This is a genomic window from Janthinobacterium sp. GW821-FHT03A03 (assembly GCF_059421435.1).
This window is the reverse complement of sequence record NZ_JBWKUZ010000014.1, coordinates 94314-117810: the sequence shown is the minus strand read 5'-3', so window position 1 is coordinate 117810 and position 23497 is coordinate 94314. Positions and strand designations below refer to the sequence as shown.

Annotated in this window: 26 protein-coding genes and 1 tRNA gene; 18 read left to right on the top strand and 9 right to left on the bottom strand. The window is 64.9% G+C overall.

The features are described 5' to 3' along the window. The first annotated feature begins 1 nt into the window (after position 1). The 6 genes from bioF to AC07VI_RS21585 all read left to right on the top strand — a co-directional run bounded on the left by bioF (position 2) and on the right by AC07VI_RS21585 (position 7055). The gene (bioF, locus tag AC07VI_RS21610; RefSeq protein ID WP_099419541.1) at positions 2–1198 is read left to right on the top strand and encodes an 8-amino-7-oxononanoate synthase; all 1197 of its coding nucleotides are present in this window, start codon (positions 2–4) and stop codon (positions 1196–1198) included. After that, positions 1188–1979: a dethiobiotin synthase gene (bioD, locus tag AC07VI_RS21605; protein ID WP_492991923.1), complete on the top strand. Its 792-nt coding sequence runs from the start codon at positions 1188–1190 to the stop codon at positions 1977–1979. The genes bioF and bioD overlap by 11 nt, the downstream gene beginning before the upstream one ends. Positions 1980–2010: 31 nt before the next feature. Then, positions 2011–3057 (top strand): biotin synthase BioB, encoded by a 1047-nt coding sequence (gene bioB, locus AC07VI_RS21600; RefSeq protein WP_086147446.1) that lies wholly within the window; start codon positions 2011–2013, stop codon positions 3055–3057. Between the two features lie 94 nt (positions 3058–3151). After that, positions 3152–5179: an acetyl/propionyl/methylcrotonyl-CoA carboxylase subunit alpha gene (locus tag AC07VI_RS21595; protein ID WP_086147447.1), complete on the top strand. Its 2028-nt coding sequence runs from the start codon at positions 3152–3154 to the stop codon at positions 5177–5179. Positions 5180–5200: 21 nt separating this feature from the next. After that, a complete protein-coding gene (locus AC07VI_RS21590) occupies positions 5201–6133 on the top strand; it encodes a 2-hydroxyacid dehydrogenase (protein WP_099419539.1) in 933 nt (310 codons plus the stop codon). A 1-nt stretch (position 6134) separates the two neighbouring features. Continuing rightward, positions 6135–7055 (top strand): hydroxymethylglutaryl-CoA lyase, encoded by a 921-nt coding sequence (locus AC07VI_RS21585; RefSeq protein WP_086147449.1) that lies wholly within the window; start codon positions 6135–6137, stop codon positions 7053–7055. Positions 7056–7157: 102 nt separating this feature from the next. Here the strand turns inward: AC07VI_RS21585 and AC07VI_RS21580 are convergent. Further along, positions 7158–7234, bottom strand: a tRNA-Pro gene (locus tag AC07VI_RS21580). A 204-nt stretch (positions 7235–7438) separates the two neighbouring features. Here AC07VI_RS21580 and AC07VI_RS21575 point away from each other — a divergent pair. Next, complete coding sequence (locus AC07VI_RS21575) at positions 7439–8023, top strand: hypothetical protein (protein WP_086147450.1); 585 nt, start codon at positions 7439–7441, stop codon at positions 8021–8023. Between the two features lie 61 nt (positions 8024–8084). Here AC07VI_RS21575 and rsmI read toward each other — a convergent pair whose 3' ends face one another. Further along, positions 8085–8993 carry a 16S rRNA (cytidine(1402)-2'-O)-methyltransferase gene (gene rsmI / locus AC07VI_RS21570; RefSeq protein WP_086147451.1) on the bottom strand — a complete coding sequence of 303 codons (909 nt, stop codon included), beginning with the start codon at positions 8991–8993 and terminating at the stop codon, positions 8085–8087. A 195-nt stretch (positions 8994–9188) separates the two neighbouring features. On the opposite strand from rsmI, the gene AC07VI_RS21565 reads away from it, so the two are divergent. The 7 genes from AC07VI_RS21565 (at position 9189) to AC07VI_RS21535 (ending at position 14175) form a co-directional block, all read left to right on the top strand. Further along, a complete protein-coding gene (locus AC07VI_RS21565) occupies positions 9189–10361 on the top strand; it encodes a penicillin-binding protein activator (protein ID WP_253251970.1) in 1173 nt (390 codons plus the stop codon). A gap of 11 nt (positions 10362–10372) precedes the next feature. After that, positions 10373–10726, top strand: coding sequence for a YraN family protein (locus AC07VI_RS21560; RefSeq protein WP_099374797.1), 354 nt, complete (start codon positions 10373–10375; stop codon positions 10724–10726). Between the two features lie 57 nt (positions 10727–10783). After that, complete coding sequence (locus AC07VI_RS21555) at positions 10784–11380, top strand: phosphoheptose isomerase (protein ID WP_034752465.1); 597 nt, start codon at positions 10784–10786, stop codon at positions 11378–11380. Beyond that, positions 11373–12059 carry a BON domain-containing protein gene (locus AC07VI_RS21550; protein WP_086147453.1) on the top strand — a complete coding sequence of 229 codons (687 nt, stop codon included), beginning with the start codon at positions 11373–11375 and terminating at the stop codon, positions 12057–12059. The genes AC07VI_RS21555 and AC07VI_RS21550 overlap by 8 nt, the downstream gene beginning before the upstream one ends. A 94-nt stretch (positions 12060–12153) precedes the next feature. Beyond that, positions 12154–12675, top strand: coding sequence for a peroxiredoxin family protein (locus tag AC07VI_RS21545; RefSeq protein WP_086147468.1), 522 nt, complete (start codon positions 12154–12156; stop codon positions 12673–12675). Between the two features lie 217 nt (positions 12676–12892). Then, positions 12893–13483 (top strand): sigma-70 family RNA polymerase sigma factor, encoded by a 591-nt coding sequence (locus tag AC07VI_RS21540; RefSeq protein WP_086147454.1) that lies wholly within the window; start codon positions 12893–12895, stop codon positions 13481–13483. After that, positions 13480–14175: an anti-sigma factor gene (locus AC07VI_RS21535; protein WP_086147469.1), complete on the top strand. Its 696-nt coding sequence runs from the start codon at positions 13480–13482 to the stop codon at positions 14173–14175. The genes AC07VI_RS21540 and AC07VI_RS21535 overlap by 4 nt, the downstream gene beginning before the upstream one ends. Positions 14176–14177: 2 nt before the next feature. Here the strand turns inward: AC07VI_RS21535 and AC07VI_RS21530 are convergent, their stop codons facing one another. Then, positions 14178–14600, bottom strand: coding sequence for a PaaI family thioesterase (locus AC07VI_RS21530; protein WP_086147455.1), 423 nt, complete (start codon positions 14598–14600; stop codon positions 14178–14180). Between the two features lie 103 nt (positions 14601–14703). Then, positions 14704–15861: a PepSY-associated TM helix domain-containing protein gene (locus tag AC07VI_RS21525; protein WP_492991930.1), complete on the bottom strand. Its 1158-nt coding sequence runs from the start codon at positions 15859–15861 to the stop codon at positions 14704–14706. A 216-nt stretch (positions 15862–16077) separates the two neighbouring features. On the opposite strand from AC07VI_RS21525, the gene AC07VI_RS21520 reads away from it, so the two are divergent. The 4 genes from AC07VI_RS21520 (at position 16078) to AC07VI_RS21505 (ending at position 20089) form a co-directional block, all read left to right on the top strand. Then, entirely contained in the window at positions 16078–16623 is a 546-nt protein-coding gene (locus AC07VI_RS21520; RefSeq protein WP_492991932.1) for a YbhB/YbcL family Raf kinase inhibitor-like protein, read from the top strand. After that, the gene (locus AC07VI_RS21515; protein WP_492991934.1) at positions 16613–17434 is read left to right on the top strand and encodes a helix-turn-helix transcriptional regulator; all 822 of its coding nucleotides are present in this window, start codon (positions 16613–16615) and stop codon (positions 17432–17434) included. Before AC07VI_RS21520 ends, AC07VI_RS21515 begins: the two co-directional genes overlap by 11 nt. Positions 17435–17501: 67 nt before the next feature. Continuing rightward, on the top strand, positions 17502–17840 hold the full coding sequence (locus AC07VI_RS21510) for a hypothetical protein (protein WP_086147458.1): 339 nt from the start codon (positions 17502–17504) through the stop codon (positions 17838–17840). A gap of 92 nt (positions 17841–17932) precedes the next feature. Continuing rightward, positions 17933–20089, top strand: a complete 2157-nt coding sequence (locus AC07VI_RS21505) for a TonB-dependent receptor (protein ID WP_492991936.1) — start codon at positions 17933–17935, stop codon at positions 20087–20089. Positions 20090–20269: 180 nt separating this feature from the next. Here the strand turns inward: AC07VI_RS21505 and ung are convergent, their stop codons facing one another. The 5 genes from ung to lipB form a co-directional block, all read right to left on the bottom strand. Next, positions 20270–20938: a uracil-DNA glycosylase gene (gene ung, locus AC07VI_RS21500; protein WP_492991938.1), complete on the bottom strand. Its 669-nt coding sequence runs from the start codon at positions 20936–20938 to the stop codon at positions 20270–20272. A gap of 90 nt (positions 20939–21028) precedes the next feature. Beyond that, positions 21029–21334, bottom strand: a complete 306-nt coding sequence (locus tag AC07VI_RS21495) for a Txe/YoeB family addiction module toxin (RefSeq protein ID WP_086147461.1) — start codon at positions 21332–21334, stop codon at positions 21029–21031. Next, the gene (locus AC07VI_RS21490) at positions 21315–21584 is read right to left on the bottom strand and encodes a type II toxin-antitoxin system Phd/YefM family antitoxin (protein ID WP_070223351.1); all 270 of its coding nucleotides are present in this window, start codon (positions 21582–21584) and stop codon (positions 21315–21317) included. Before AC07VI_RS21490 ends, AC07VI_RS21495 begins: the two co-directional genes overlap by 20 nt. A gap of 123 nt (positions 21585–21707) precedes the next feature. Beyond that, positions 21708–22715 (bottom strand): lipoyl synthase, encoded by a 1008-nt coding sequence (gene lipA, locus AC07VI_RS21485; RefSeq protein WP_086147462.1) that lies wholly within the window; start codon positions 22713–22715, stop codon positions 21708–21710. Positions 22716–22752: 37 nt separating this feature from the next. Beyond that, on the bottom strand, positions 22753–23457 hold the full coding sequence (gene lipB, locus AC07VI_RS21480; RefSeq protein WP_076564619.1) for a lipoyl(octanoyl) transferase LipB: 705 nt from the start codon (positions 23455–23457) through the stop codon (positions 22753–22755). Between the last annotated feature and the right edge of the window lie 40 nt (positions 23458–23497).

Here is a 23497-nt window from a genome sequence, read left to right as displayed (position 1 = left end):
AATGGAACTGCTCACGCGCTTGAAGCAGCAATTGCAGGGACTGGAAGAGCGTAGCCTGATCCGCCGCCGCCGCACCGTCGACACGCCGTGCGCGCCGCGCCTGACGGTCGATGGCCGCGCCATGCTGGCCTTTTGCAGCAATGACTACCTTGGCCTGGCGTCGCATCCGCGCATCGTCGCCGCGCTGAAGGAGGGCGCCGACCTGTATGGCGCCGGCAGCGGCGCTTCCCACCTGATCAGCGGCCACAGCCGCGCCCACGCGCAGCTGGAAGAGCGCCTGGCCGATTTCGTGGGCGCCAACCTGGAAAACGCCCGCGCGCTGTATTTCTGCACCGGCTACATGGCCAACCTGGCCGTGCTGACGGCCCTGGCGGCCGGTGATGCCGAAGCCGAGATCTTCTCGGAAGCGCTGAACCACGCCTCGCTGATCGACGGCACGCGTTTGTCCCGCGTCAAGACGCGCGTGTATCCGCACGCGGACCTCGATGCCCTGGCGCTCCTGCTGGCGGCCAGCACGGCACAAACGAAAATCGTCGTCACCGACAGCGTCTTCAGCATGGATGGCGACCTGGCGCCGCTGCCCGCGCTGCTGGCCCTGTGCGAACAATATGGCGCCTGGCTGGTGGTCGACGACGCGCACGGCTTCGGCGCGCTGGGAGCCAATGGCCGCGGCGCGCTGGAACACTTCGGCCTGCATTCGCCCTACCTGGTCTACGTGGGCACGCTGGGCAAGTCGGCCGGCGTGGGCGGCGCCTTTGTTTGCGCGCACGACGCCGTGATCGAAACGCTGATCCAGAAGGCGCGCCCCTACATCTTCACGACGGCGGCCGCGCCCGCGCTCGCGCACGCGCTGCTGGCCAGCCTGGACATCATCGCCGGCGAGGAAGGCCGGCAGCGCCGCGCCCACCTGGCCGCACTGGTGGCGCAATGGAATGACGGCTTGCAGCTGCGGCGCTGGCAAGCCTTGCCGTCGCTGTCCGCCATCCAGCCCGTCATCATCGGCGAGAATGCGGACATGCTCGATATCGCCGCCACCCTGTACCAGCAGGGCCTGTGGGTCGGCGCCATCCGCCCGCCCACCGTCCCTGCCGGCACGGCGCGCCTGCGCGTGACCCTGTCGGCCGGCCACACGGCGCAGGAAGTGGCGCAATTGATCAACGCAGTCAACACCCTGGAAAGGACTCGCCATGAGCCTTGATGACCCCATCGTGGCCGAAGTGCTGGCGGACCTGGCGCCGGCCGTGCAGCCAGCCCCCGCCACTGCCGGCTTGCCCTCGCGCTTTGCCTGTTTCGTCACCGGCACGGACACGGAAATCGGCAAGACATTGACCTCGTCGGCCCTGCTGCACGCGCTGGTGGCGCGCGGCGTGCGCGCCTGCGGCATGAAGCCTGTCGCCGCCGGCGCCGAGATGCGCGACGGCGAACTGCATAATGAAGACGCCGACAGCCTGATCGCCGCCGGCAACGTCACCATGCTGCGCAGCCTGACGACACCCTACATGCTGAAGGAACCGGCCGCGCCGCACATCGCCGCCGCCCTCGAAGGCGTGAGCATCGAATCGGTGCCGATCCTGGCCGCCTACCTGGAAATCGCCGCCGCCTCGGACGCCGTCGTGGTCGAAGGCGTGGGCGGATTCCGCGTGCCCCTGTCGCCCGGTTTCGACTCGGCCGACCTGGCGCAGCAGCTCGATTTGCCCGTCATCCTCGTGGTCGGCATGCGTTTGGGCTGCATCAGCCAGGCCTTGCTGACGGTGGAAGCCATCGAAGCGCGCGGCCTGAAGGTCATCGGCTGGGTCGCCAACACGCTTGAAGTGGAAATGCGCTTCCTCGATGAAAATATCGATGCGCTGATCGAGCGCATCCCGGCGCCGCTGCTGGGCAGGGTGCCGCGCCTGGCGCAGCCGAGCGCGGAAGCGGCGGCCGCGTATCTCGATTTCACCGGCTTGCCGAACTGGCCGGCGCAACAGTCAAACATTTAACGTATTTAAAAAATAGAAGCGAAGGAATCACATGTCTCACGTCCAAGAAGCAGCAAAAACCGTCGAACTGCACCGCCCAGCGGCGCGCATCACCGTGCCGGAAGCGGCCACCTGGCCCGTCGCCGATGTGCTGGCCCTGTTCGACCTGCCATTCAATGAGCTGATGTTCCAGGCCCAGCAAACCCACCGCGCCAACTTCCCCGATGGCGACGTGGAACTGGCAACCCTGTTGTCGATCAAGACGGGCGGCTGCGAGGAAGACTGCGGCTACTGCCCGCAGGCGGCCCGCTACGACACGGGCGTGGAAGCGAAAAAAATCCTCGACATCGACACCGTGCTCGACGCGGCCCGCCAGGCGAAAGCCAACGGCGCCACGCGCTTCTGCATGGGCGCAGCCTGGCGCAGCCCGAAAGAGCGCGACATGGAAAAAGTCGAAGAGATGGTGAGCAAGGTCAAGGCGCTGGGCCTGGAAACGTGCGCTACTTTGGGCATGCTGGAAGAGGGACAAGCGGACCGCCTGAAAAACGCGGGCCTGGACTTCTACAACCATAACCTGGACACGGCGCCCGAGTTCTACGACAACGTCATCTCCACGCGCGAATACCAGGACCGTCTGGACACGTTGGGCCGCGTGCGCGAAGCGGGCTTGAAAGTGTGCTGCGGCGGCATCGTCGGCATGGGCGAGACGCGTCTGCAGCGCGCGGGCCTGATCGCCCAGCTGGCGAACCTGAATCCGTACCCGGAATCGGTGCCCGTGAACCACCTGGTGCAGGTGGAAGGCACGCCTTTGTATGGACTGGAAGCGCTGGACCCGTTCGAATTCGTGCGCACGATCGCCGTGGCCCGCATCACCATGCCGAAGGCGCGCGTGCGCCTGTCGGCGGGCCGGCGCCAGATGGGCGAAGCCGTGCAGGCCATGTGTTTCCTGGCTGGCGCCAATTCCATCTTCTACGGCGACAAGCTGCTCACCACCGACAACCCGGAAGCGGAAGACGACCGCGTCTTGCTGAACAAACTGGGCCTGCAGACGCGCGGCGCCATGCTGGACTCGGTACAGAAAGAGAAGTGCGGCTGCTGATCCAGCCCATGGGATGCGTCCCGCCCGGGCGCATCCCCTCCCAGCGACACCTCAGATAAAAAACTTCCAGCCACGAGCTGCAAAGAGAGAGACCATGTTCACTAAAATCCTGATCGCCAACCGCGGCGAAATCGCCTGCCGCGTCGCCGCCACCGCGCGCCGCATGGGCATCCAGACCGTCGCCGTGTATTCGGAAGCGGACGCCAACGCCAAGCACGTCGCCGTCTGCGACGAAGCCGTGCTGATCGGCCCCGCGCCGGCCAAGGAAAGCTATCTGTGCGGCGAGAAGATCATCGCCGTGGCGCTGGCCACTGGCGCCCAGGCGATCCACCCCGGCTACGGCTTTTTGTCCGAGAACGCCGACTTCGCCGACGCCTGCCACGCGGCGGGCCTCGTCTTCATCGGCCCGCCGGCTTCCGCCATGCGCGCCATGGGCTCGAAATCGGCGGCCAAGTCGCTGATGGAAAAAGCCAATGTGCCGCTGGTGCCCGGCTACCACGGCGAGAATCAGGATGCGGACTTTTTGCACGGCCAGGCCGACAAGATCGGCTACCCCGTGCTGCTGAAGGCTTCGGCCGGCGGCGGCGGCAAGGGCATGCGCGTCATCGAGAACAGCGCCGACTTCAAGGCGGCGCTGGCCTCGTGCAAGCGCGAAGCGATCAGCTCTTTCGGCGACGACAAGGTGCTGGCCGAAAAATACCTGTCGCGTCCGCGGCATATCGAAATCCAGGTGTTCGCCGACACGCTGGGCAACTGCATCTACCTGTTCGAGCGCGATTGCTCGGTGCAGCGCCGCCACCAGAAGGTGCTGGAAGAGGCGCCGGCGCCGGGCATGTCGCCTGACCGCCGCGCCGCCATGGGCGAGGCGGCCGTCGCCGCCGCCAAGGCCGTCGGCTATGTCGGTGCGGGCACGGTGGAATTCATCGCCAACCAGGATGGCTCGTTCTACTTCATGGAGATGAACACGCGCCTGCAGGTGGAACACCCGGTGACGGAAATGATCACCGGCACCGACCTGGTGGAATGGCAGCTGCGCGTCGCCTTTGGCGAGCCGCTGCCGAAAAAACAGAGCGAACTGACCATCCACGGCCACGCCATCGAGGCGCGCATCTATGCGGAAAACCCGGAAAAGGGCTTTTTGCCGTCGATCGGCACCCTGCGCCACATGCAGTCGCCATCGGCCGTGACGTTCGAACTGGGCGGCACCGTGGTGCCGGCGTCCGTGCGCATCGATTCGGGCGTGCGCGAAGGCGACGCCATCTCGCCGTTCTACGACCCGATGATCGCCAAGCTGATCGTCTGGGGCGCGGACCGCCGCGTAGCGCTGGCGCGCATGGCGCAGGCGCTGGCCGACTACCAGATCGTGGGCCTGGCCAGCAATATCGCCTTTTTGAAGCGTTTGGTCGAAGGCCAGGCCTTTGCCAGCGCCGACCTCGATACGGGTTTGATCGAACGCAATCAGGCCTCGCTGTTCCCCGCCCTGCAGGCGGCGCCCGACACGGCCCTGGCGCTGGCGGCAGTCAGCCTGCTGACAGAAGAAAAAGCGGCGTCCGAAGCGCAGTCGGGCAACCCCGCCGACCCGTGGGGCAATGCCCTGGGCTGGCGCCTGAACAGCACCCTGGGCCGCAGCCTGGCGTTTGCCGACGAATTCGCGCTGGCTGGCGACAGCAAGGCCTATGCCGCGCGCATCGCCTACAAAACCGATGGCTGGCTGTTCAACGGCGAGCCCCTCACCTTGACGGCGCGCAAAGGCAACGAGCTGCACATCAAGCTCGGTGAACGTGCCGTGCACGGCACGGTGCTGCGCGACGGCGAGCAGTTCCACGTATTCACCGGCGGCTTGCATTACACGCTGCACTACAGCGACCCGATGGCCCATGCGGGCGAAACGGAAGCAGAGGGCGGCCGCCTGACGGCGCCCATGCCCGGCAAGGTCGTCGCCGTGCTGGTGAACAAAGGGCAGGACGTCAAGAAGGGCGAGCCGCTGGTCATCATGGAAGCGATGAAGATGGAGCACACGATCGCCGCGCCGCACGACGGCCTGGTGGAAGACGTGCTGTACGCGGTGGGCGACCAGGTGGCCGATGGCGCGCCGCTGCTGGCCTTCAAGGCCGCCGCGTAAGGGGCGCCCTTGGAAACGTCCATGCGCATTCTTCTACAACGGTCGGACGGCAAGGAGGCGGCGTGGATCGCCGACTTTAAAGACTTGCTGCCCGAAGCCGAGATTGTCTTCTGGCGCGAAGGCGACACGTTCGCGCCATGCGACTACGCCGTCGTGTGGCAGCCGCCCGCCGCCATGCTGCCGGCCTTGCGCGAAGTCAAAGCCATCTTCAACACGGGCGCCGGCGTCGACGCGCTGTTGAAGTTCGGCGAGGCGCTGCCCGCCCAGGTGCCGCTGGTGCGCCTCGATGACGCGGGCATGGGCGTGCAGATGGCCGAGTATGTGAGCCACGCCGTGCTGCGCCACTTCCGCCGCTTCGACGACTACGAGGCGCAGGGCCGCGCCGGCATCTGGCAGCCGCTGCCCGCCTTCGACAAGATGGATTTCCCCGTCGGCGTGCTGGGCATGGGCGTGCTGGGCGCGCGCGTGCTGCAGGCGCTGGCGCAGTTCGAGTTCCCCTTGCGCGGCTGGAGCCGCAGCCGGAAGCACATCGACGGCGTGCAGTGTTTTGCGGGCGAAGAGGAGCTCGAAGCCTTCTTGCGCGGCACGCGCCTGCTGGTGTGCATGCTGCCGCTCACGCCGGAGACGCACAACCTGCTCGACCGCGCCCGCCTGTCGATGCTGCTGCCGGGCGCCTACGTCATCAACGTGGCGCGCGGCGCGCATCTGGCCGAACCGGACTTATTGACCCTGATCCGCTCCGGGCATATCGCCGGGGCGACCCTGGACGTGTTCCGCAACGAGCCGCTGCCGCAGCAGCACCCGTTCTGGCAAGAACCGCGCATCACCATCACGCCGCATATTTCGGCCGCCACCCTGCGCCGCGAAAGCGTGGCGCAGATCGCCGCCAAGATGCGCCGCCTGCACGCCGGAGAGCTTGTGGCCGGCATCGTCAACCGTTTGCAAGGATATTGAGATGAACCCAACTACCAGTTTGCCCAAGCAGGTCAAGATCGTCGAAGTGGGCCCGCGCGACGGGCTGCAAAACGAGAAGGACACCATCAGCGCCGCCGTCAAGATCGAGCTGGTCGACCGCCTGACCCTGGCCGGCTTCGCCAATATCGAGGCGGCGTCGTTCGTCTCGCCGAAATGGGTGCCGCAGATGGCCACCAGCGCGGAAGTGATGGAAAAGATCGCGCGCCGCCCGGGCACCATTTATTCGGCGCTGACGCCGAACATGCAGGGTTTTGAGGCGGCGCTGGCGGCAAAGGCCGATGAAGTGGTGATCTTCGGCTCCGCCTCGGAGGCATTCTCGCAAAAGAACATCAATTGCTCGATCGCCGAATCGATCGCCCGCTTCGAAGGCGTGGCGAAGGCGGCCAAGAAACACGGCCTGCGCCTGCGCGGCAGCATCAGCTGCGCCTTCGGCTGCCCCTACCAGGGCGACGTGCCGCTCGACGCCGTGGCCGACGTGGTGGGCCGCATGCGCGACCTCGGTTGCGACGAGATCGACATCGCCGACACCATCGGCGTAGCCACGCCGAGAAAGACGCAGGCGGTAATGGAACGCGCCATCGCGGCTTTCCACGTGGGCGGCCTGTCCGGCCACTTCCACGACACCTACGGCCAGGCGCTGGCGAACATCTACGCCAGCCTGGAAACGGGCATTGCGATTTATCATTCGTCCGTGTCGGGCCTGGGCGGCTGCCCCTACGCCAAGGGCGCCACCGGCAACGTGGCCACCGAGGACGTGCTGTACATGATGCAGGGACTGGGGATAGACACCGGCATCGACCTGGATCTGGTGGTCGACGCGGGCCAGTTCATCTCGCAGCAGCTGGGGCGCAAGGGCTCCAGCCGCGCCGGCAACGCGATTGCGGCGAAACGCGCAGCTTAAACGAAAGGGGCCGACGGCCCCTTTTTACTGCATGCCGCATGTACGAAAGACAGACGAAAAAAAACCCAAGAGCCGAAACTCTTGGGTTTTTTTCTACAAATTTGGTCGGAGTACAAGGATTCGAACCTTGGACCCCCTGGTCCCAAACCAGGTGCGCTACCGGGCTGCGCCACACTCCGAAGACCAAGATAATACAGGCCGTATCGACTTCGGTCAAGGGTCAGGTGAAACTCTGTGTAAATTATTTACGCGCGGCACTGCGACTCATGTATTTTTCAAAACGATTGAAGTATGCGACACTGGCTTGGCAAGTTCTCCCGACAGACATGATGGCGACGACGGCAATGGAGTTCAGAATAGAAAGAAGCGGCGGCGGCCAGCCCATGCCGTATCGCCGCGGCATCGCGCTGGGCGTCGGCGTATCCTTGCTGCTGCATGGCGCCTTGATCTATCTTTGGCGTCATGTGCAGCCGCCTGCGCCGCCGGACACCGCGCCGCGCGTGGAATCGATCGCCGTATGGATACGCCCGCTGGCCGCCAAGCCTCCGCCGCCGCCCGTCGAGGTGGTCAAGCCGAAGCGGGAAGCCAAGCCCGTCAGCAAGCCGAAACCCGCCGCTGCCCGCGAAGCGCCAGCGTCCAGCCCGCAAGCCATCACGGTCGTCCCGGCATCACCGGCCACGCCGGCGGCCAGTCCCGATACCTTCAGGCAAGAAAGCCCGGCAACGCCGAAATTCGACATGGAAGCGGCCAAACGCACGGCGCGCACGATGGCGGGCGAGCGCGACCCGTCCAAGGTGGGCACGGCCGTGGGGCAAATCCCCGACAAACCGCTGCAAACGGAAAGCCAGCTGGCGCGCGACATCGCCCAAGGCAAGCGCGGCGACTGCCGCAGCGCCTATTCCGGCGCAGGCTTGCTGGCGCCCGTGCTGATGTTGCTCGACAAGAAGGATAGCGGTTGCAAGTGGTGATTATTTAATAACATACTCACTTGGGCAGGATCCTACACAATATGGGTATGCTGGAATCAAGCTATTCCTGCCCCTTCAACTGCAACGCCCGCTCATACAGGGCGTTTTTCTTGCGCCCCGTGATCTGCGCCGTCAGGTTCGCCGCCTGCTTGACGCTGCATTCGGCCAGCAGGATGTTGAGGATGCGTTCCGCTTCCACGTCTTCCGCGTCCTGCGCCTCGGTCGCGCCTTCGAGCAGGATGACGAATTCTCCTTTTTCGCGGTGCGCGTCGGCACGGATCCAGCTTTCCGCTTCGGACAGGGGGCAGCGGTGGATTTCCTCGAACAGTTTCGTCAGCTCGCGCGCAAACACCACCTGGCGCGTCGGCTCGAACGCTTCGGCCAGGGCCGTGGCGCAATCGAGGATGCGGTGCGGCGCCTCGTAGAACACCATCGTCGCCGTCACGCCGCGCAAGCCGTGCAGCATGTTTTCGCGCTGCTTGGCCTTGGCCGGCAGGAAGCCGACAAAGTAGAACTGGTCATTGAGCAGGCCGCTGGCGGAAATGGCGGTGATGGCCGCCGACGGGCCGGGCAGGGGCAGCACGCGCAAGCCGGCCGCGCGCACGGCGTCGACGATGCGCGCGCCGGGGTCGGAGACGGCCGGCGTGCCCGCGTCGGAAACGAGGGCGATGCGCTCGCCCGCGTGCAGGCGCGCAATCAACGTCTGCGCCACTTCGCGTTCGTTATGTTGATGTGCCGCAATCAATGGCTTGTTCAGGCCAAAGCGCGTCAGCAGGTGCGCCGTATTGCGCGTATCTTCACAGGCGACGGCGTCGGCAAGGCTCAGCAAATGCAGCGCGCGCAGGCTGATATCGGTCACATTGCCGATCGGCGTGGCCACTACATACAATGTTGCGATAGGATAGACCTGGTGCGCCGCCTCTGTCATGATGGGCAGGCTGGCGATGGAACTGATTTCTTGTACGGTCATTTTGGAGGTTGAATGCTTGCTAATAGTGTGAAGTTACTGCTTGTTTGTGCCGCGACCGGCATGCTGAGCGCTTGCAGCACGCCTTGCGACGCGCCCGGGCAATTGTGCGCGCCTATTGAATCTAACACAAGGCCGCTCCCGCCACCGAAGCCGCTGCCGCCCCCCGTTCCGCCCAAGCCGCCCGCACCCGAACCCGTGACATTCGCCGTGGCCGTGCCCGATATTACCGCGTATGACGGCAACGGCGCGCCGCTGGCGCCCATCACCAGCAAGCCGGCCACCGGCACGCCGCAGGACATGCCGGCCGCCACGGCGCCGGCGCCGGCCGACGGCAAGGTCCACCACATCGGCCTGCTGCTGCCGCTGCGCTCGGACACCCTGGGCCCGGCCGCCGAATTGCTGCGCGCCGGCTTCATGGCCGCGTATGAGCGCGACCGCAGCGGCTTTGAAGTGACGGTGATCGACACGGGCGACGGCAGCACCGACGTGCTGAACAAGTTTGCACAGGCGCAGGAAGAACAGGACATCGTCGTCGGTCCCTTGTCGCGCCCGGCCGTGACGGCCGTCGCGAACAGCGACCTGGTACGCAAGCCCACGGTCGCCCTGAACCACCCGGACAACCGCGGCGAGGCGCGCCTGCCGGCCAAGCTGCTGGTGATGGGCCTGTCGATCGAGGCGGAAGCGCGCCAGGTGGCCGCCTGGGCCGCCAGCGAACAGCCGGGCGCCAGCGCGCTGATCCTGTCGGCCGGTTCGCCGTCGCAGCGCCGCACCAGCGCCGCCTTCAAGCAGGAATGGCTGCGCCAGGGCGGCAAGATCGAAACCATGGACTTGACGGCCACGAACGGCTACCTGAGCGATGCGGAACTGGTGCAGCTGCGCGCACGCCTGGCTGCCACGCCGCCGGGCCTGCTGTTTGCCGCGCTGGACGCGGACCAGGCGCGCCAGCTGCGCGTGGCCATCGGCAGCGACCTGCCCCTGTACGGCACCTCGTCGCTCAATCCCGGCGCCGGGCGCGGCGCCAGCGGGCCCGAACTCGACGGCGCGCGCCTGCTGGACCTGCCATGGCAGGTGCAGCGCGACCATCCGCAGGTGATGGTGTATCCGCAACCGCCGCAGCCGGGCGAACGCCGCCTGACGGCCGACATGGAACGCCTGTACGCGCTGGGCATCGATGCCTTCCGCGTGGCGCGCGAACTGGCGCTGCGGCCCAATGCGCCTTTCACGCTCGACGGCGTAACGGGCCGCCTGGCCGTGCGCTTTGAGAAGGATCAAAGCGTGTTCGAACGGACGGAGCAGGCCGCCAGCTACCAGCAGGGCGTGCTGGGCACCTGGCCACCGGCCCCGCCGGCCGCGCCGCCGGTACAATAAGGACTGGCGCCATGCCGCCCTTCTGGACCAAACGGGAACAGGGACGGCAGGCGGAAGACGATGCGCTCGCGTATCTGCTGCTGCAAGGACTGGTGCTATTGCAACGCAACTATCTGTGCCGGGGCGGCGAGCTGGACCTGATCATGCGCGACGGCGCCGCCATCGTCTTCGTGGAAGTGCGGCAACGCTCGGGCGCGGCCTACGGCGGCGCCCTGGCCAGCATCACGCCGGCCAAGCAGCGGCGCATGGTGGTGGCCGCGCAAACCTGGCTGCAAGGACAACAGACACTGCCGCCGTGCCGCTTCGACGCCCTGTGCATCGACGCCGGGCGCATCAGCTGGCTGAAAAACATTCTGGATATGTAAGCATTTTTAACAGTGCTTGTCCGCCATGCCGCGCGGCTGCACTATAATCGGCAGACTATGAATAATCAACGCATCCTCTCGCACTTCCACGAAAGTGCCGAACTCAAGATCCAGGCCGCCACCGTACTGGCGCAACCCATTGCGCAGGCGATCGACCTGATGTTTTATGCATTGTCCAACGGCAACAAGATCCTCGCCTGCGGCAACGGCGGTTCCGCCGCCGACTGCCAGCATTTCGCGGCCGAGCTGGTCGGGCGCTTCGAGCGCGAACGCTTTCCGCTGCCGGCCCTGGCGCTGACGACGGATACATCCATCCTGACGGCCGTGGCCAACGACTACAGCTACCGCGAAATCTTCTCGAAGCAGGTGCAGGCCTTCGGCCAGGCCGGCGACATCCTGCTGGCCATTTCCACGTCGGGCAATTCGGCCAACGTGATGGCGGCCGTGGAAGCGGCGCTCGAGCGCGAAATGCGCGTCGTGGCGCTGACGGGCAAGGACGGCGGCGCCATCGGCAAGATGCTGACGGACGCCGACGTGCACATCTGCGTGCCGGCCGAGCGCACGGCGCGCATCCAGGAAGTCCACCTGACCACCATACACTGCATCTGCGACGGCATCGACGTCGCCCTATTCGGAGGAGACGTGAATGACTAAATTCGGTACTGGCCCAGGCTGGAAACGCGTACAGCGCCCGCTGGCCACCGCACTGCTGTGCGGCGCCATGCTCACTTCGCTCACCGGCTGCATCGAACTGATGGTCGGCGGCGCGGTGATGGGCGGCGTTGCCGCGGCGGACCGCCGCACCCTGGGCGCCCAGACCGAAGACAAGTCGATCGCCCTGAAGGGCGAGTCGCGCGTCCCCTCCATCGTCGGCGACGCCGGCCACGTGAACGTCACCAGCTTCAACCGCCGCGTCCTGCTGACGGGCGAAGTGCGCGACGAGGCGATGAAAAACGCCGTCGAGCGCGAAGTGCGCAATATCGAAGGCGTGGAATCGGTGGCCAATGAGCTGATCATCGCCGGCCCCGCCAGCTACACCTCGCGCTCGAACGACGCGCTGATCACGGCCAAGGTCAAGGCCAGCCTGGTGGACATGAAAACCATCTCGGCCGCCTCCTTCAAGGTCGTCACGGAAAACGGCACCGTCTTCCTGATGGGCAGAGTCACCCAGCGTGAAGGCACGGTCGCCTCCGACGTGGCGCGCGGCGTGAGCGGCGTGCAGAAGGTGATCAAGCTGTTCGACTACATCTCGGAAGCGGAACTGAAGCAATTGCAGCCCGATCCGCCGCAGCAGCGCACGACGAACACGGTCAGCGATACGGTGCAGCAGTAAGCGCCTCCGCCGTTTGACCTACGGCAATGGCGCGACGATGCAGCTATAATGACCGCATCGTCGCGCTACTCTAGTGACTTATTTCAACTTCGCCATGTCCACTTCGCCATCCGCAAGCAAGTCCTGGATCAAGCCAGCCCTCATCGCCGTCTTCGTGGCGGGCGTGGCGGCAGCCGGCTATCTGTCGCTGAACGACAAGCAAAGCGCGCCGGACGTGACGTTCCACGGCATCCATGGCGAGAAAATCACCTCCGACAGCCTGCGCGGCAAGGTGGTGATGGTCAATTTCTGGGCCACGTCGTGCACGACTTGCGTGGCGGAAATGCCGGAAATGATCGACACCTACAACAAGTACAAGGGGCAGGGACTGGAATTCGTGGCCGTGGCCATGAAATACGATCCGGCCAACTACGTGCTGAACTTCGCCGAAACGCGCCAGCTGCCGTTCAAGGTGGCGCTCGACGTGACGGGCGAGGCGGCCAAGGCCTACGGCGACGTGGCCCTCACGCCCACCACCTTCGTGCTCGACAAGCAGGGCAAGATCCTCAAGCGCTACGTGGGCAAGCCGGAATTTGCCGAACTGCACAAGCTGCTGGAAACGGCCATCGCCGGCTAAACGTCTCACATAAGCTGCTGCGCGTCGCGATTTGCAGCCTGCGATGCTCACTGTGCTCAAGCACAGTTCCGCTTCTCTGCCGCAACTCGCTTCCGCTCGCTACGCTTCTGTGAGACGTTAAAGGCGGGAGAACACCGCACAAAACCTTGTTGCTAAAGGTTGCCAATCTGTTATAACCTTCCCAGGCGTGATCCCATTCACCTCGTGAAGGCCAGCCGTGTCCCTCGCCGCCCATCAGCCCGACCCGCAGCAACTGAAAACCTGGCTGCTTGCCGCCGGCAACAAGGACGCCACGGCGTTCCGCCAGCTGTATAACTCCACTGCATCGAAACTGTTTGGCTTCGCGCTGCGTATATTGCATAAGCAAGAGCTCGCTGAAGAAGCCTTGCAAGAGGGGTTCGTCGCCATCTGGAACAACGCCGCCGCTTACCAGAGCCATCTGGCCGCGCCGATGACCTGGATGGCCACCATCGTGCGCAACAAGGCGTTCGATGTGCTGCGGCGCAGCGACGATACCGTGGAAATCGATGCCGACCAGTTTGATAGCGAAGTCATGAACGCACTCCGGGACCCCCAGGCCACGCCGATCGAAGCGCTGCAGCTGAGCGGTGACGCCAAGGCGCTCGCATTTTGCATGTCAGCCCTGGAAGGGCTGCACCGGCAGGTGGTGGCGCTGGCGTTTTATCACGACCTGTCGCACAGCGAAGTGGCGCAGCAGATGTCGCTGCCGGTCGGCACCGTCAAGACGTGGATACGCCGCAGCCTGGAACGGCTGCGCACATGCCTGGCGAAACGGGAGGCATCATGAATATCCGCGGCAATGACCCGCTGCGCCAGAAACTGGCGGCCGAATACGTGCTGGGCACCCTGAAAGGGGGCGCGCGGCGGCGTTTCGAAGGCTGGCTGCACAACGACGCCGATTTGCGCCATATCACGGCGCAATGGCGCCAGCGCCTGGAACCGATGGCGGAATTTGCCACGCCCGTGGCGCCGCCCGGGCGCGTGTGGCGGCAGATCGAGCAGCGCCTGCACCTGAAGCCGCAGGGCCGCTGGTTCCTGTTCCGCGATGCGCTGTCGTTCTGGCGCGGCCTGGGCATGGCGTCGAGCGCCATCGCCGCCTTGCTGGTGATCGTCTTGGCCACGCGCGTGATGGAGGCGCCGCAGATCAGCTATGTGGCCAGCCTGACGGACGAGAAGGCGCAAACGGCATTGCTACTGACGGCCGACAGCCGCCACGGCGCGCTCGAGGTGCGCATGGTGGCCAACGCGCCCGTGCCCGCCGACCGCGACCTGGAACTGTGGGCCGTGCCGAAGAGCGGCAACCCGCGCTCCCTGGGTTTACTGGCCGACAAGGGCAACGTGAAACTGGCGTTGTCGCAGCGCGCCATCGGCAGCGACGTGGCCTTGCTGGCCGTTACCCTGGAGCCGAAAGGCGGTTCGCCGAATCCGGACGGACCGACGGGACCAGTCTTGTATAAAGGTAACTGGGTGAAAATGTAAGCTTATTTAGGATACAGGATCATCTGCGTGCAGCGGAACAGGGCGATGGTCTTGCCCGTTTCCTTGCTTTTCACCACGGCATCCCACACCTGCGTGTTGCGGCCCTTGTGCTCGACCTTGGCCGTGCAGGTCAGCGTGCCTTCGCGGGCCGTGCCCAGGTGGTTCGATTTGAGCTCGATGGTGGTGAAATTAATCGCGCCTTCGGGCAGATTGGCGATGCAGCCATAGCCGGATGCCGTGTCGGCCAGGGTCACCACGCTGCCCGCGTGCAAATAGCCATTCGGCGCCAGCAAGTGCGGCAGCACGGGCAATTCCGCCGTCAGCTGGCCGTCGCCCACGGCCGTGATGACGATGCCCAGGTGGCCGGGCAGGCGGCCCGTGCCGCGTTCATTCAACATGGCTACGGTGATCTCGGGATTGCTCATGGTCTCTGCTTTTCCTTGTTGTCGTGGTGATGCCGGACAGCGGCAAGGCTGCCGGAAAATACTATGATGATAGCAATTTTTCCGGCAACGGTTTGGCCGCCGCTTATTTCCGGCCGCGCCGCCGTTTCCACCACACCAGGGTGCCCGTCAGCAGGAACAGCAAGGGCATCAGGCCAAATACCGTCATGAAGGCGCGCCCGGCCACGCCAAACGCCTGGCCCGTATGCAGGGGGAATTGCCAGCCCAGGAAGACATCGCCGGCCGGCGCCTGCAAGGGATCGCGTATGCGCAGGGGCAAGCCGCTGCGCGCGTCCAGGGTGATGCGCGTGGCGCCGTCGCCGTCGGCGATCTCGCCGGGCTGGCGCACGCGGATCTCATAGGGCTGGTCCTGTTTCGCCGGCAGCACGATGCGCGACACGCGCGCCTGCGGATACAGCTGCTGCGCGGCGGCCATGGCCTGGCCCGCATCGAGCACGGCGCCCTCCTGCTGCACATTCTTGAGTTTTGCCGTGTCCGGCGCCGCCGACACCAGCCCCACCACGGGCACGATCAATTGCGGCAAATTGAAATAGATGCCGGAAAAGGCGAGCACGGCCAGCACGGGCGCGGCAAAGAAGCCCGCCGCCTTGTGCAACGTGTAGTTAAACCGGGGCCAGGAGCCGCCATGCGACACCGTCAAGGCACGCCGGATCGCCGTCCACTGCAGGCGCGGCCACCACAGGCAGATGCCACTGACGGCCATCAGCAGCAGGGCCACGCCCGAGATCCCCGTGATGGTCTTGCCCGCGTCGCCGGACAATACATAGCGGTGCAAATGAAACATGCCCGACATCAGCAATGGGCGCGTGAGGCCGAAGCGGCCCCAGTCGCGCTCGCCTTTCACCTGCAAGGTGTAGGGGTCGACCATCACCTGGCGCACGACGGCCTGGCTGAACGGGGACGGCTTGCCAGCCTGGCGGTACGAAGCCACGTACACGTCGCGCGCGTCGGCGGGCGGATTGAGCTGGCTCGGCTTGCCGTAGGCGGGGTCGGCCGCGAGTCCATCCACCACCGCCTGCAGCGTGCGCGGCGTCACCTGGAACACCTGGCCCGGCGCGGGCGTGCTCGCCTGCAACAAGGTCGGATTCAGATACGCGTCGAGTTCCGGCATCCAGGCGATGGCGGAACCCGTCAAGCCCAGCAGGACGAACAGGGCGCCGAACCACAGCCCCACGTACAGGTGCAGTTTGCTGAGCAACCACTTGAGCGGGCGTCGGGACATGGAATCTTTGGGAAATTTTTGGCTGCGGAACGATAGCATGAAAGCCCCGCGGGGAAAATCACGCGCAGCAAGAAAGGAAGGAATCGAACAACACGCTCATGGCAACGGCGGATTCGCATAAAAACGAGCGTTTCGGCACCATCAGCGAGCGCATCGGCATCGCGCGGTTATGTTGCGCGGCATACACTTTCCCCTATACTGATCGAAAGGAAAACTATGACCGCCTCCCGCCTCCTCGCCGTCACCTTGGGCCTCGCTCTTCACCTGGGCGCCCATGCGGCCGATTTCACGGTCGCCAGCACCGACATCGCCCCCGGCCAGCGCCTGGCTTCCGCGCAAGTATTCCGGGGCTTCGGCTGCACGGGCGGCAACCTGTCACCGCAATTGTCGTGGAGCAATGCCCCGGCCGGCACGAAAAGCTACGCGATCACCCTGTACGACCCGGACGCGCCCACGGGCAGCGGCTGGTGGCACTGGAGCGTGTTCAATGTGCCCGCCAGCACCACCTCCTTGCCGGGCGGCGCCACGGCCAGCACCCTGCCGGCGGGCGCCGTACAGGGACGCAACGATTACGGCGACAGCGCCTACGGCGGCGCGTGCCCGCCACCGGGCGACCAGCCGCACCGCTACCAGCTCACCGTCTGGGCGCTGAAAACGGAAAAATTGCCATTGGATCAACAGACTAGCGGCGCCATGCTCGGCTACATGCTCAACGCCAACGCGCTGGGCAAGGCGCAGCTGACGGGACTGTATGGCAGATGACATGGAGGCGGTGGCCCTGAGCGAGCTGCGCATCGCCCACGGCACCATCGAGGCGCGCCGCGCGCAAACGCTGCGCCGCGTGCCCGTCTTCCAGAGCGCCCTGTGCCGCGTGCGGCAGGGAACGAAATTGCTGGAATGGGGCGCGCGCCAGACCCGCGCCGGCACGCGCGACGTGGTGCTGATGCCGGCGGGCCAGGAACTGGGCGTGGCCAACCTGCCCGGCGCGCAGGGCTACCGGGCCGAGGTGCTGAGTTTTTCGCCGGCCCTGATCGCCCGCTTCCGCGCGCGCCATGGCGGTCTCGTCGATACCCAGCTGCGCCAGGCGGCCACGGCCAGCCTGTGCGTGCCGCTCGATGCCCACGCGGCGCTGGCCTGGGACCAGCTGACGGCCAGCCTGGCGGGCAGCACACCGCCCGCGCTGCTGGCGCACCAGGCGGAAGGCTTGCTGCTGGCCCTGGCACTGGGCGGCCATTGCGGCCCGCTGTTGCTGGACCGCCGCGACCCGCTGGCCGCGCGCGTGCAGCAAGTGCTGCTGCTGGACCCGGGCGCCGACTGGAGCGTGGCCAAGGTCGCCAGCCAGCTGCACCTGGGCGCCTCCACCCTGCGCCGCCAGCTGGCCCTGGAACAGCGCCATTTCCGCGCCATCCTGGAAGACGTGCGGCTGGGACTGGCCTTGCAGGAATTGCAAGCTGGCATTTTACCCATCGGCGACATCGCCGCCGCCTGCGGCTACGCCTCGCCCTCGCGCTTCGCGGCCCGTTTCCGCCAGCATTACGGCCTGTCGCCGCGCGACCTGCGCGCCACCTTGTAGGTTCGCGCTGGCGCAAATCACGCAGCAAGCGCTGACAGCGGAGCGATTTTCTTGCTACTATGCCCCCATGTCTACCCGCCAGCCATCCCGCAAGCCTTCCCCGGCGTCCGCCCTCGCGCGCACGCCGTGGCAGCTGTGCGTGGCGCTGTTCAGTGCGCTGGCCCTCGTGTTCCTGCTGTCGACGGCCGCCTCGCACCTGCACAAGACGACGCTCGACGCGGAAGAGTGCGCGCTGTGCGCCACGGTCATCGACAAGGTGGCCGACATCGCCGTGCCGCCGGCCATCAGCGAGCCGCCCGCCCAGTTACTGCCGTACCGCCTGCTGGCCCTCGCGCCCGCTACCCTGGCGCCCGTCGCCATCCTCGTCCTGCCGCCCGTGCGCGGCCCGCCTGCCGCCTCACTGTAGTTCCCACGCCGTTTTCATCCTTTTCAGGCTGCCCTTTGCCGCGCTTTGATGCGCGCCGGGCCGCCTGGCGTTGACTATTTTCGAGGTTTACCATGCAACACACTCCACGCCTGAGCGCGCTGTCGCTCGCCCTTGCCAGCCTGTTTACCGTTTCCGCCCATGCGGCCGAGCCTGCCGACGCCAGCAGCGATGCCGCCCCGCCGGAAATGCAAAAGGTGGAAGTCACGTCCGCCCATCTGAAAAGCGCGCGCATCGAACTGTCGCCGAAGGTCGGCACCACCATCTACAGCATCGACAGCCATATGGTCGACATGCTGGGCCAGGGCGACAACACGCCGTTCAATGAAGTGCTGCTGCGCCTGCCGGGCGTGTCGCAGGATTCAAAGGGATCAGGTGCTTTGCACGTGCGCGACGACCATGCCAACGTGCAATACCGCATCAATGGCGTGCAATTGCCCGAAAGCATCAGCGGCTTCGGCCAGTCCATCGACACGCGCTTGATCGACAAGACGGATTTCATGACGGGCGCCTTGCCGGCCCAGTTCGGCCTGCGCACGGCCGGCATCGTCGATATTGAAACGAAGGAAGGCGGCATGACGCCCGGCGGGCGCATCGGCATCATGGTCGGCAGCCACGACCACGTGGAGCCGAGTGCCGAATTTTTCGGCAGCGTGGGCAAGTTCAATTACTACCTGTCCGGCAGCTACCTGGGCAATGCCCTGGGCGTGGAAAACCCGCAGGACACGCGCAGCGCCCTGCACGACAAGACGCGCCAGAACAAATCGTTCGGCAGCCTGTCGTATTTTCTCGATGACAACACGCGCCTGGGCGCCATGTTCGGCACCTATAACGGCCGCTTCCAGATCCCGAACAACCCGGACCAGGCGCCGGGCTTCTCGCTGGCCGGCCACAGCGACGCGCAGGCGGGCACGTCCACCTTGCCGTCGTCGCAGCTGAATGAAAACCAGCGCGAAGTGAACCGCTTTCTCGTGCTGTCGCTGCAAAAAAGCCTGGGCGACGTCAATTACCAGGTGTCGGCCTTCCACCAGTACTCGGAACTGCACTTCACGCCCGATTCCATCGGCGACCTGATCTACAACGGCGTGGCCTCGGATGCGCGCCGCGCCAACAGCGCTTCCGGTGCCCAGTTCGACATCAGCTACAAGTTGCACCAGGACCACACCGTGCGCGCCGGCCTGGCCTACACGCGCCAGAAGACGACGAGCGACAACACGGTGGCCGTCTTCCCCGCCATTGACGGGGCGCAAACCTCCACCACGCCGGTCAGCATTCTGGACAACAGCGGCAAGACGGGCACCCTGGCCAGTGTCTACCTGCAGGACGAATGGCATATCAGCAAGCCATTGACCCTGAACTACGGCGCCCGCTTCGACAAGGTCTCGGCCTACACGAACGAGCAGCAATGGAGCCCGCGCGTGAATCTGGCCTACCAGATCGCGCCGGGTACGGCCCTGCACGCGGGCTACTCGCGCTACTTCACGCCGCCGCCGCAGGAGCTGGCCGCGCAGGGCAGCATCGACCTGTACGCGAACACGACGAATGCACCGGAAATCGGCCAGTCCGACAACGTCAAGGCCGAGCGCACGCACTACTATGACGTGGGCATCAGCCACCAGGTGAATGCGAAACTGACCGTGACGGCCGATGTGTATTATAAAAAAATCAACAATCTGCTCGACGAAGGCCAGTTCGGACAGGCATTGATTTTGACGCCGTTCAACTATGCGGATGGCTATGCCAAGGGTCTGGAGCTGTCCGCCATCTACAGCGAGAAAAACTGGGGCCTGTTCCTCAACGCCAGCACGCAAAAGGCGCAAGGCCGCAACATCAATTCGGGGCAAGCCCTGTTTGGCGCCGATGAGTTGAACTACATCAGCAGCCACTATGTCTACCTCGATCATGACCAGAAATACACGCTGTCGGGCGGCGGCCACTATCACTTCGGCGATTCGCAAGTGAGCGCTGACTTCCTCTACGGCAGCGGCCTGCGCATGACGCCGGACGGCGGCGCACCGAATTCCGGCCATCTGCCGAGTTACTTCACCGTCAACACGGCGCTCACGCACACGTGGAAGAACACGCCGGTGGGCAAGGTCGAGGGACGGCTGGCCCTGATCAACCTGTTCGACAAGTCGTATTTGCTGCGCGACGGTTCCGGCGTGGGCGTGGGCGCGCCACAACACGGTGCCCGCCGCAGCATCTACGCAGGCCTGTCCACCAGTTTTTAACACCTGACAGTACCTACTGCGCGGCGTGGGGCGCGGCCTCCGATGCTCACTGTGCTAAAGCACAGCTGCGCTTCTCGGCCACGCCGCACATCCGCTCGCTAAGGTTCTGTCCAGGTGTTGTAAGTCGCGCGAAGACAGCGGCAGGGAGCAACGCCTGCCGCTGTCGGTTGCCGTCAGGAATCAGCCATCACCCCAGGCGATAGGCGCCTGGCCATGCGCCTGCAGATACGCATTCGTCAAGCTGAACGGCTTGCTGCCAAAGAAACCTTTACTGGCCGACAAGGGAGATGGATGCGGCGCCGCCAGCACCAGGTGCTTGCCGGGGTCGATCAGGCTGCGCTTGGCTTGCGCGTAGCCGCCCCACAGGATGAACACGAGGTGTTCGCGCTCGGCGGACAGATGGCCGATGGCGCTGTCCGTCAGCTTTTCCCATCCCTTGGCCGCGTGCGAACCGGCCGCTCCCGCACGCACCGTCAGCACGCTGTTGAGCAAGAACACGCCTTGCTCGGCCCAATCGGACAAATCCGTGCGCGTGCGCGCCACGCCCACGTCGCTGTGTAATTCCTTGAAGATATTCTGCAGGCTGGGCTGCGGCGGCGTGCCGTCGGGAATCGAAAAGCACAGCCCCATGGCGGCGCCCGGCGTGTGATACGGGTCTTGCCCCAGGATCACGACTTTGACTTGCCCGAACGGCGTCAGGTCGAAGGCGCGGAAGATGTATTTACCCGGAGGAAAACACGGCCCCTCCGCGTACTCTTCCTTCACGAAAGCGGCCAGGCGTTCCCAGTAGGGCTGGGCAAACTCCCCCTCCAGCCGCGCCTTCCACGATGCGTCGATGCGTACGTCCATGGCTCCCCCGTCAAGCATGTTTTTAAAACATCATTGATCAGTATAGCCGCGTCACGTCCGCTACCGCGTTACGGTACGGCCGGGCAATGCCTATTTGTCGTCATAGTGATAACGGCAGGCCGCCACGTAGATGCAGCCCGCGTCGGGCAAATACACGAGCCGGTGCTGGCGGTCGATGCGGCGTGACCAAAAACCCGTCAGATCGCCTTTCAGCGGTTCCGGCTTACCCGTGCCCTTGAATGGATCGGCCAGGCATTCATCGAGCAAGTCATTGATTTTTTGCAGGATTTTCAGGTCGCTCTCTTGCCAGAACAAATAATCTTCCCAGGCATGATCGGTCCAGGCCAGCACGGCGGCGCGCGCCTGCTGCTTGTTTTCAGTCTTCCGGTTTTTCATGCCGCGCCAATGCTCGTGGCTGCGCCTTGCCCGCCTTGATCTGCGCCACGGACGCCATCAGCCGGCTGGCATTCTTGGCCGTGCCCAGCAAATACAGGGTTTCCTCGATGCTGTTGTAGTCCGACAAGGACAGCATCACCACGTGTTCGCCATTCACGCGCGTGATTACGGTGGGCGTATGGTCGTTGCAGACGTCGTCCATCACGCTTTTCAGGCCCGCGCGCGCCTCGCTGAAAGTCAGGATATTCATGCCGTGCCACCGTCCCATTGAAAGTACATGCCAATAATTGTACAGGATGTTGTACATCACTTCAATCAGGCAAAAAAAAGCCGCCAGCGCGATCGCGGGCGGCTTTGATCTGGCGCAAGGTGCTTAGAAATTCAGCGCCGATTCCACGCCGGCGCTGTGCGCCTGTTCATCCGCGTGGTACGAGCTGCGCACCATGGCGCCCACGGCGGCGTGGGTGAAGCCCATTTTATAGGCTTCTTCCTCGAACATTTTAAACACGTCAGGGTGCACGTAGCGGCGCACGGGCAGGTGGCTGTTCGATGGCGCCAGGTACTGGCCGATGGTCAGCATGTCGATGTCGTGCTCGCGCATGTCGCGCATGACTTGCAGGATTTCCTCGTCCGTCTCGCCCAGGCCCACCATGATGCCGGACTTGGTCTTCACGTCCGGGTACATGGCCTTGAAATCCTTCAGCAGTTTCAGCGAGTGCATGTAATCGGAGCCGGGACGGGCTTCCTTGTACAGGCGCGGCGCCGTTTCCAGGTTGTGGTTCATGACGTCAGGCAAGCCGTCCTTGAACAGATTCAACGCTTTTTCCAGGCGGCCACGGAAGTCGGGCACCAGCACTTCGATGCGGGTGTTCGGCGACAGGGCGCGCGTTTGCTGGATGCACTCGACGAAATGGCCGGCGCCGCCGTCGCGCAAGTCATCGCGGTCGACGGAGGTGATGACGACGTAGTTCAGGCGCAGCTTGGCGATGGTTTTCGACAGGTTGGCAGGCTCGTCCTTGTCCAGCGGGTCAGGGCGGCCATGGCCGACGTCGCAGAACGGGCAGCGGCGCGTGCACTTGTCGCCCATGATCATGAAGGTGGCCGTGCCCTTGCCGAAGCACTCGCCGATGTTCGGGCAGCTGGCTTCCTCGCACACGGTCACGAGTTTATTTTCGCGCAACACATCCTTGATTTCATAGAAACGGGTCGAAGCCGAAGCGGCCTTGACGCGGATCCAGTCCGGCTTTTTCAGGCGCTCGACTTGCTCGATCGGAATGATCTTGATCGGGATGCGCGACGTCTTGCTGGCGCCTTTTTGCTTTTCGCTCGGGTTGTAGGCGGGAGCTGCGGGGGCGGTGCTGGAAATGGTCTCAGAAGTCATGGCTGCAAGCCCTTGACGGGCATGTTGGTTTGTTTGCTCAGGCATCCGCTGCCTGAGGCGCGCCTGCGGCGCTGTTTACTTCGCTTACATCGAGTAATACGGTCAGTTCCTGGGCCAGGGCCCGCTGCACCTCGGCCAGCGGCGCCACCACGCCCATGCTGCGCATGTCCACCGTCTTCAGGCCGGAATAGCCGCAAGGGTTAATCCAGGAAAACGGCGCCAGGTCCATCGCCACGTTGAGCGACACGCCATGGTAGGTGCAGCCGTTGCCGCGCACTTTCAATCCCAGCGCGGCGATCTTCGCACCCTTGCTTGGTCCGCCGGCGATATAGATGCCAGGCGCGCCATCGATGCGCTCGCCAGCGAGATTATACGCCGCCAGCACGTTGATGATGGCTTGCTCGATTTTATGCACGAACTGGCGCGCATACAGCTTGCCGCCCGGCTTGTTGCGGCGCAAGTCCATCAGCAGATAAATCACCACCTGGCCGGGGCCGTGGAAGGTGACTTCGCCGCCCCGGTCCGTCTGCACCACGGGCACATTCTCGGCGCCGGCCAGCAGATGGCCGCGGTCGGCCGCCAGCCCCAGGGTGAACACGGGCGGATGCTCGACGATCCACAGTTCGTCGCGCGTGTCCGTCGTGCGCGCGTCGGTAAACGCGCGCATGGCGGCAAAGGTCGGCTCGTAATCGACGCGGCCCAGCTCGCGGATCAGCGCCGTTTCGGTGCGGGTGGTGGTCATGACAGATTCTGTAGTCAGCTGCCGGCGCCCTGCGGACGCT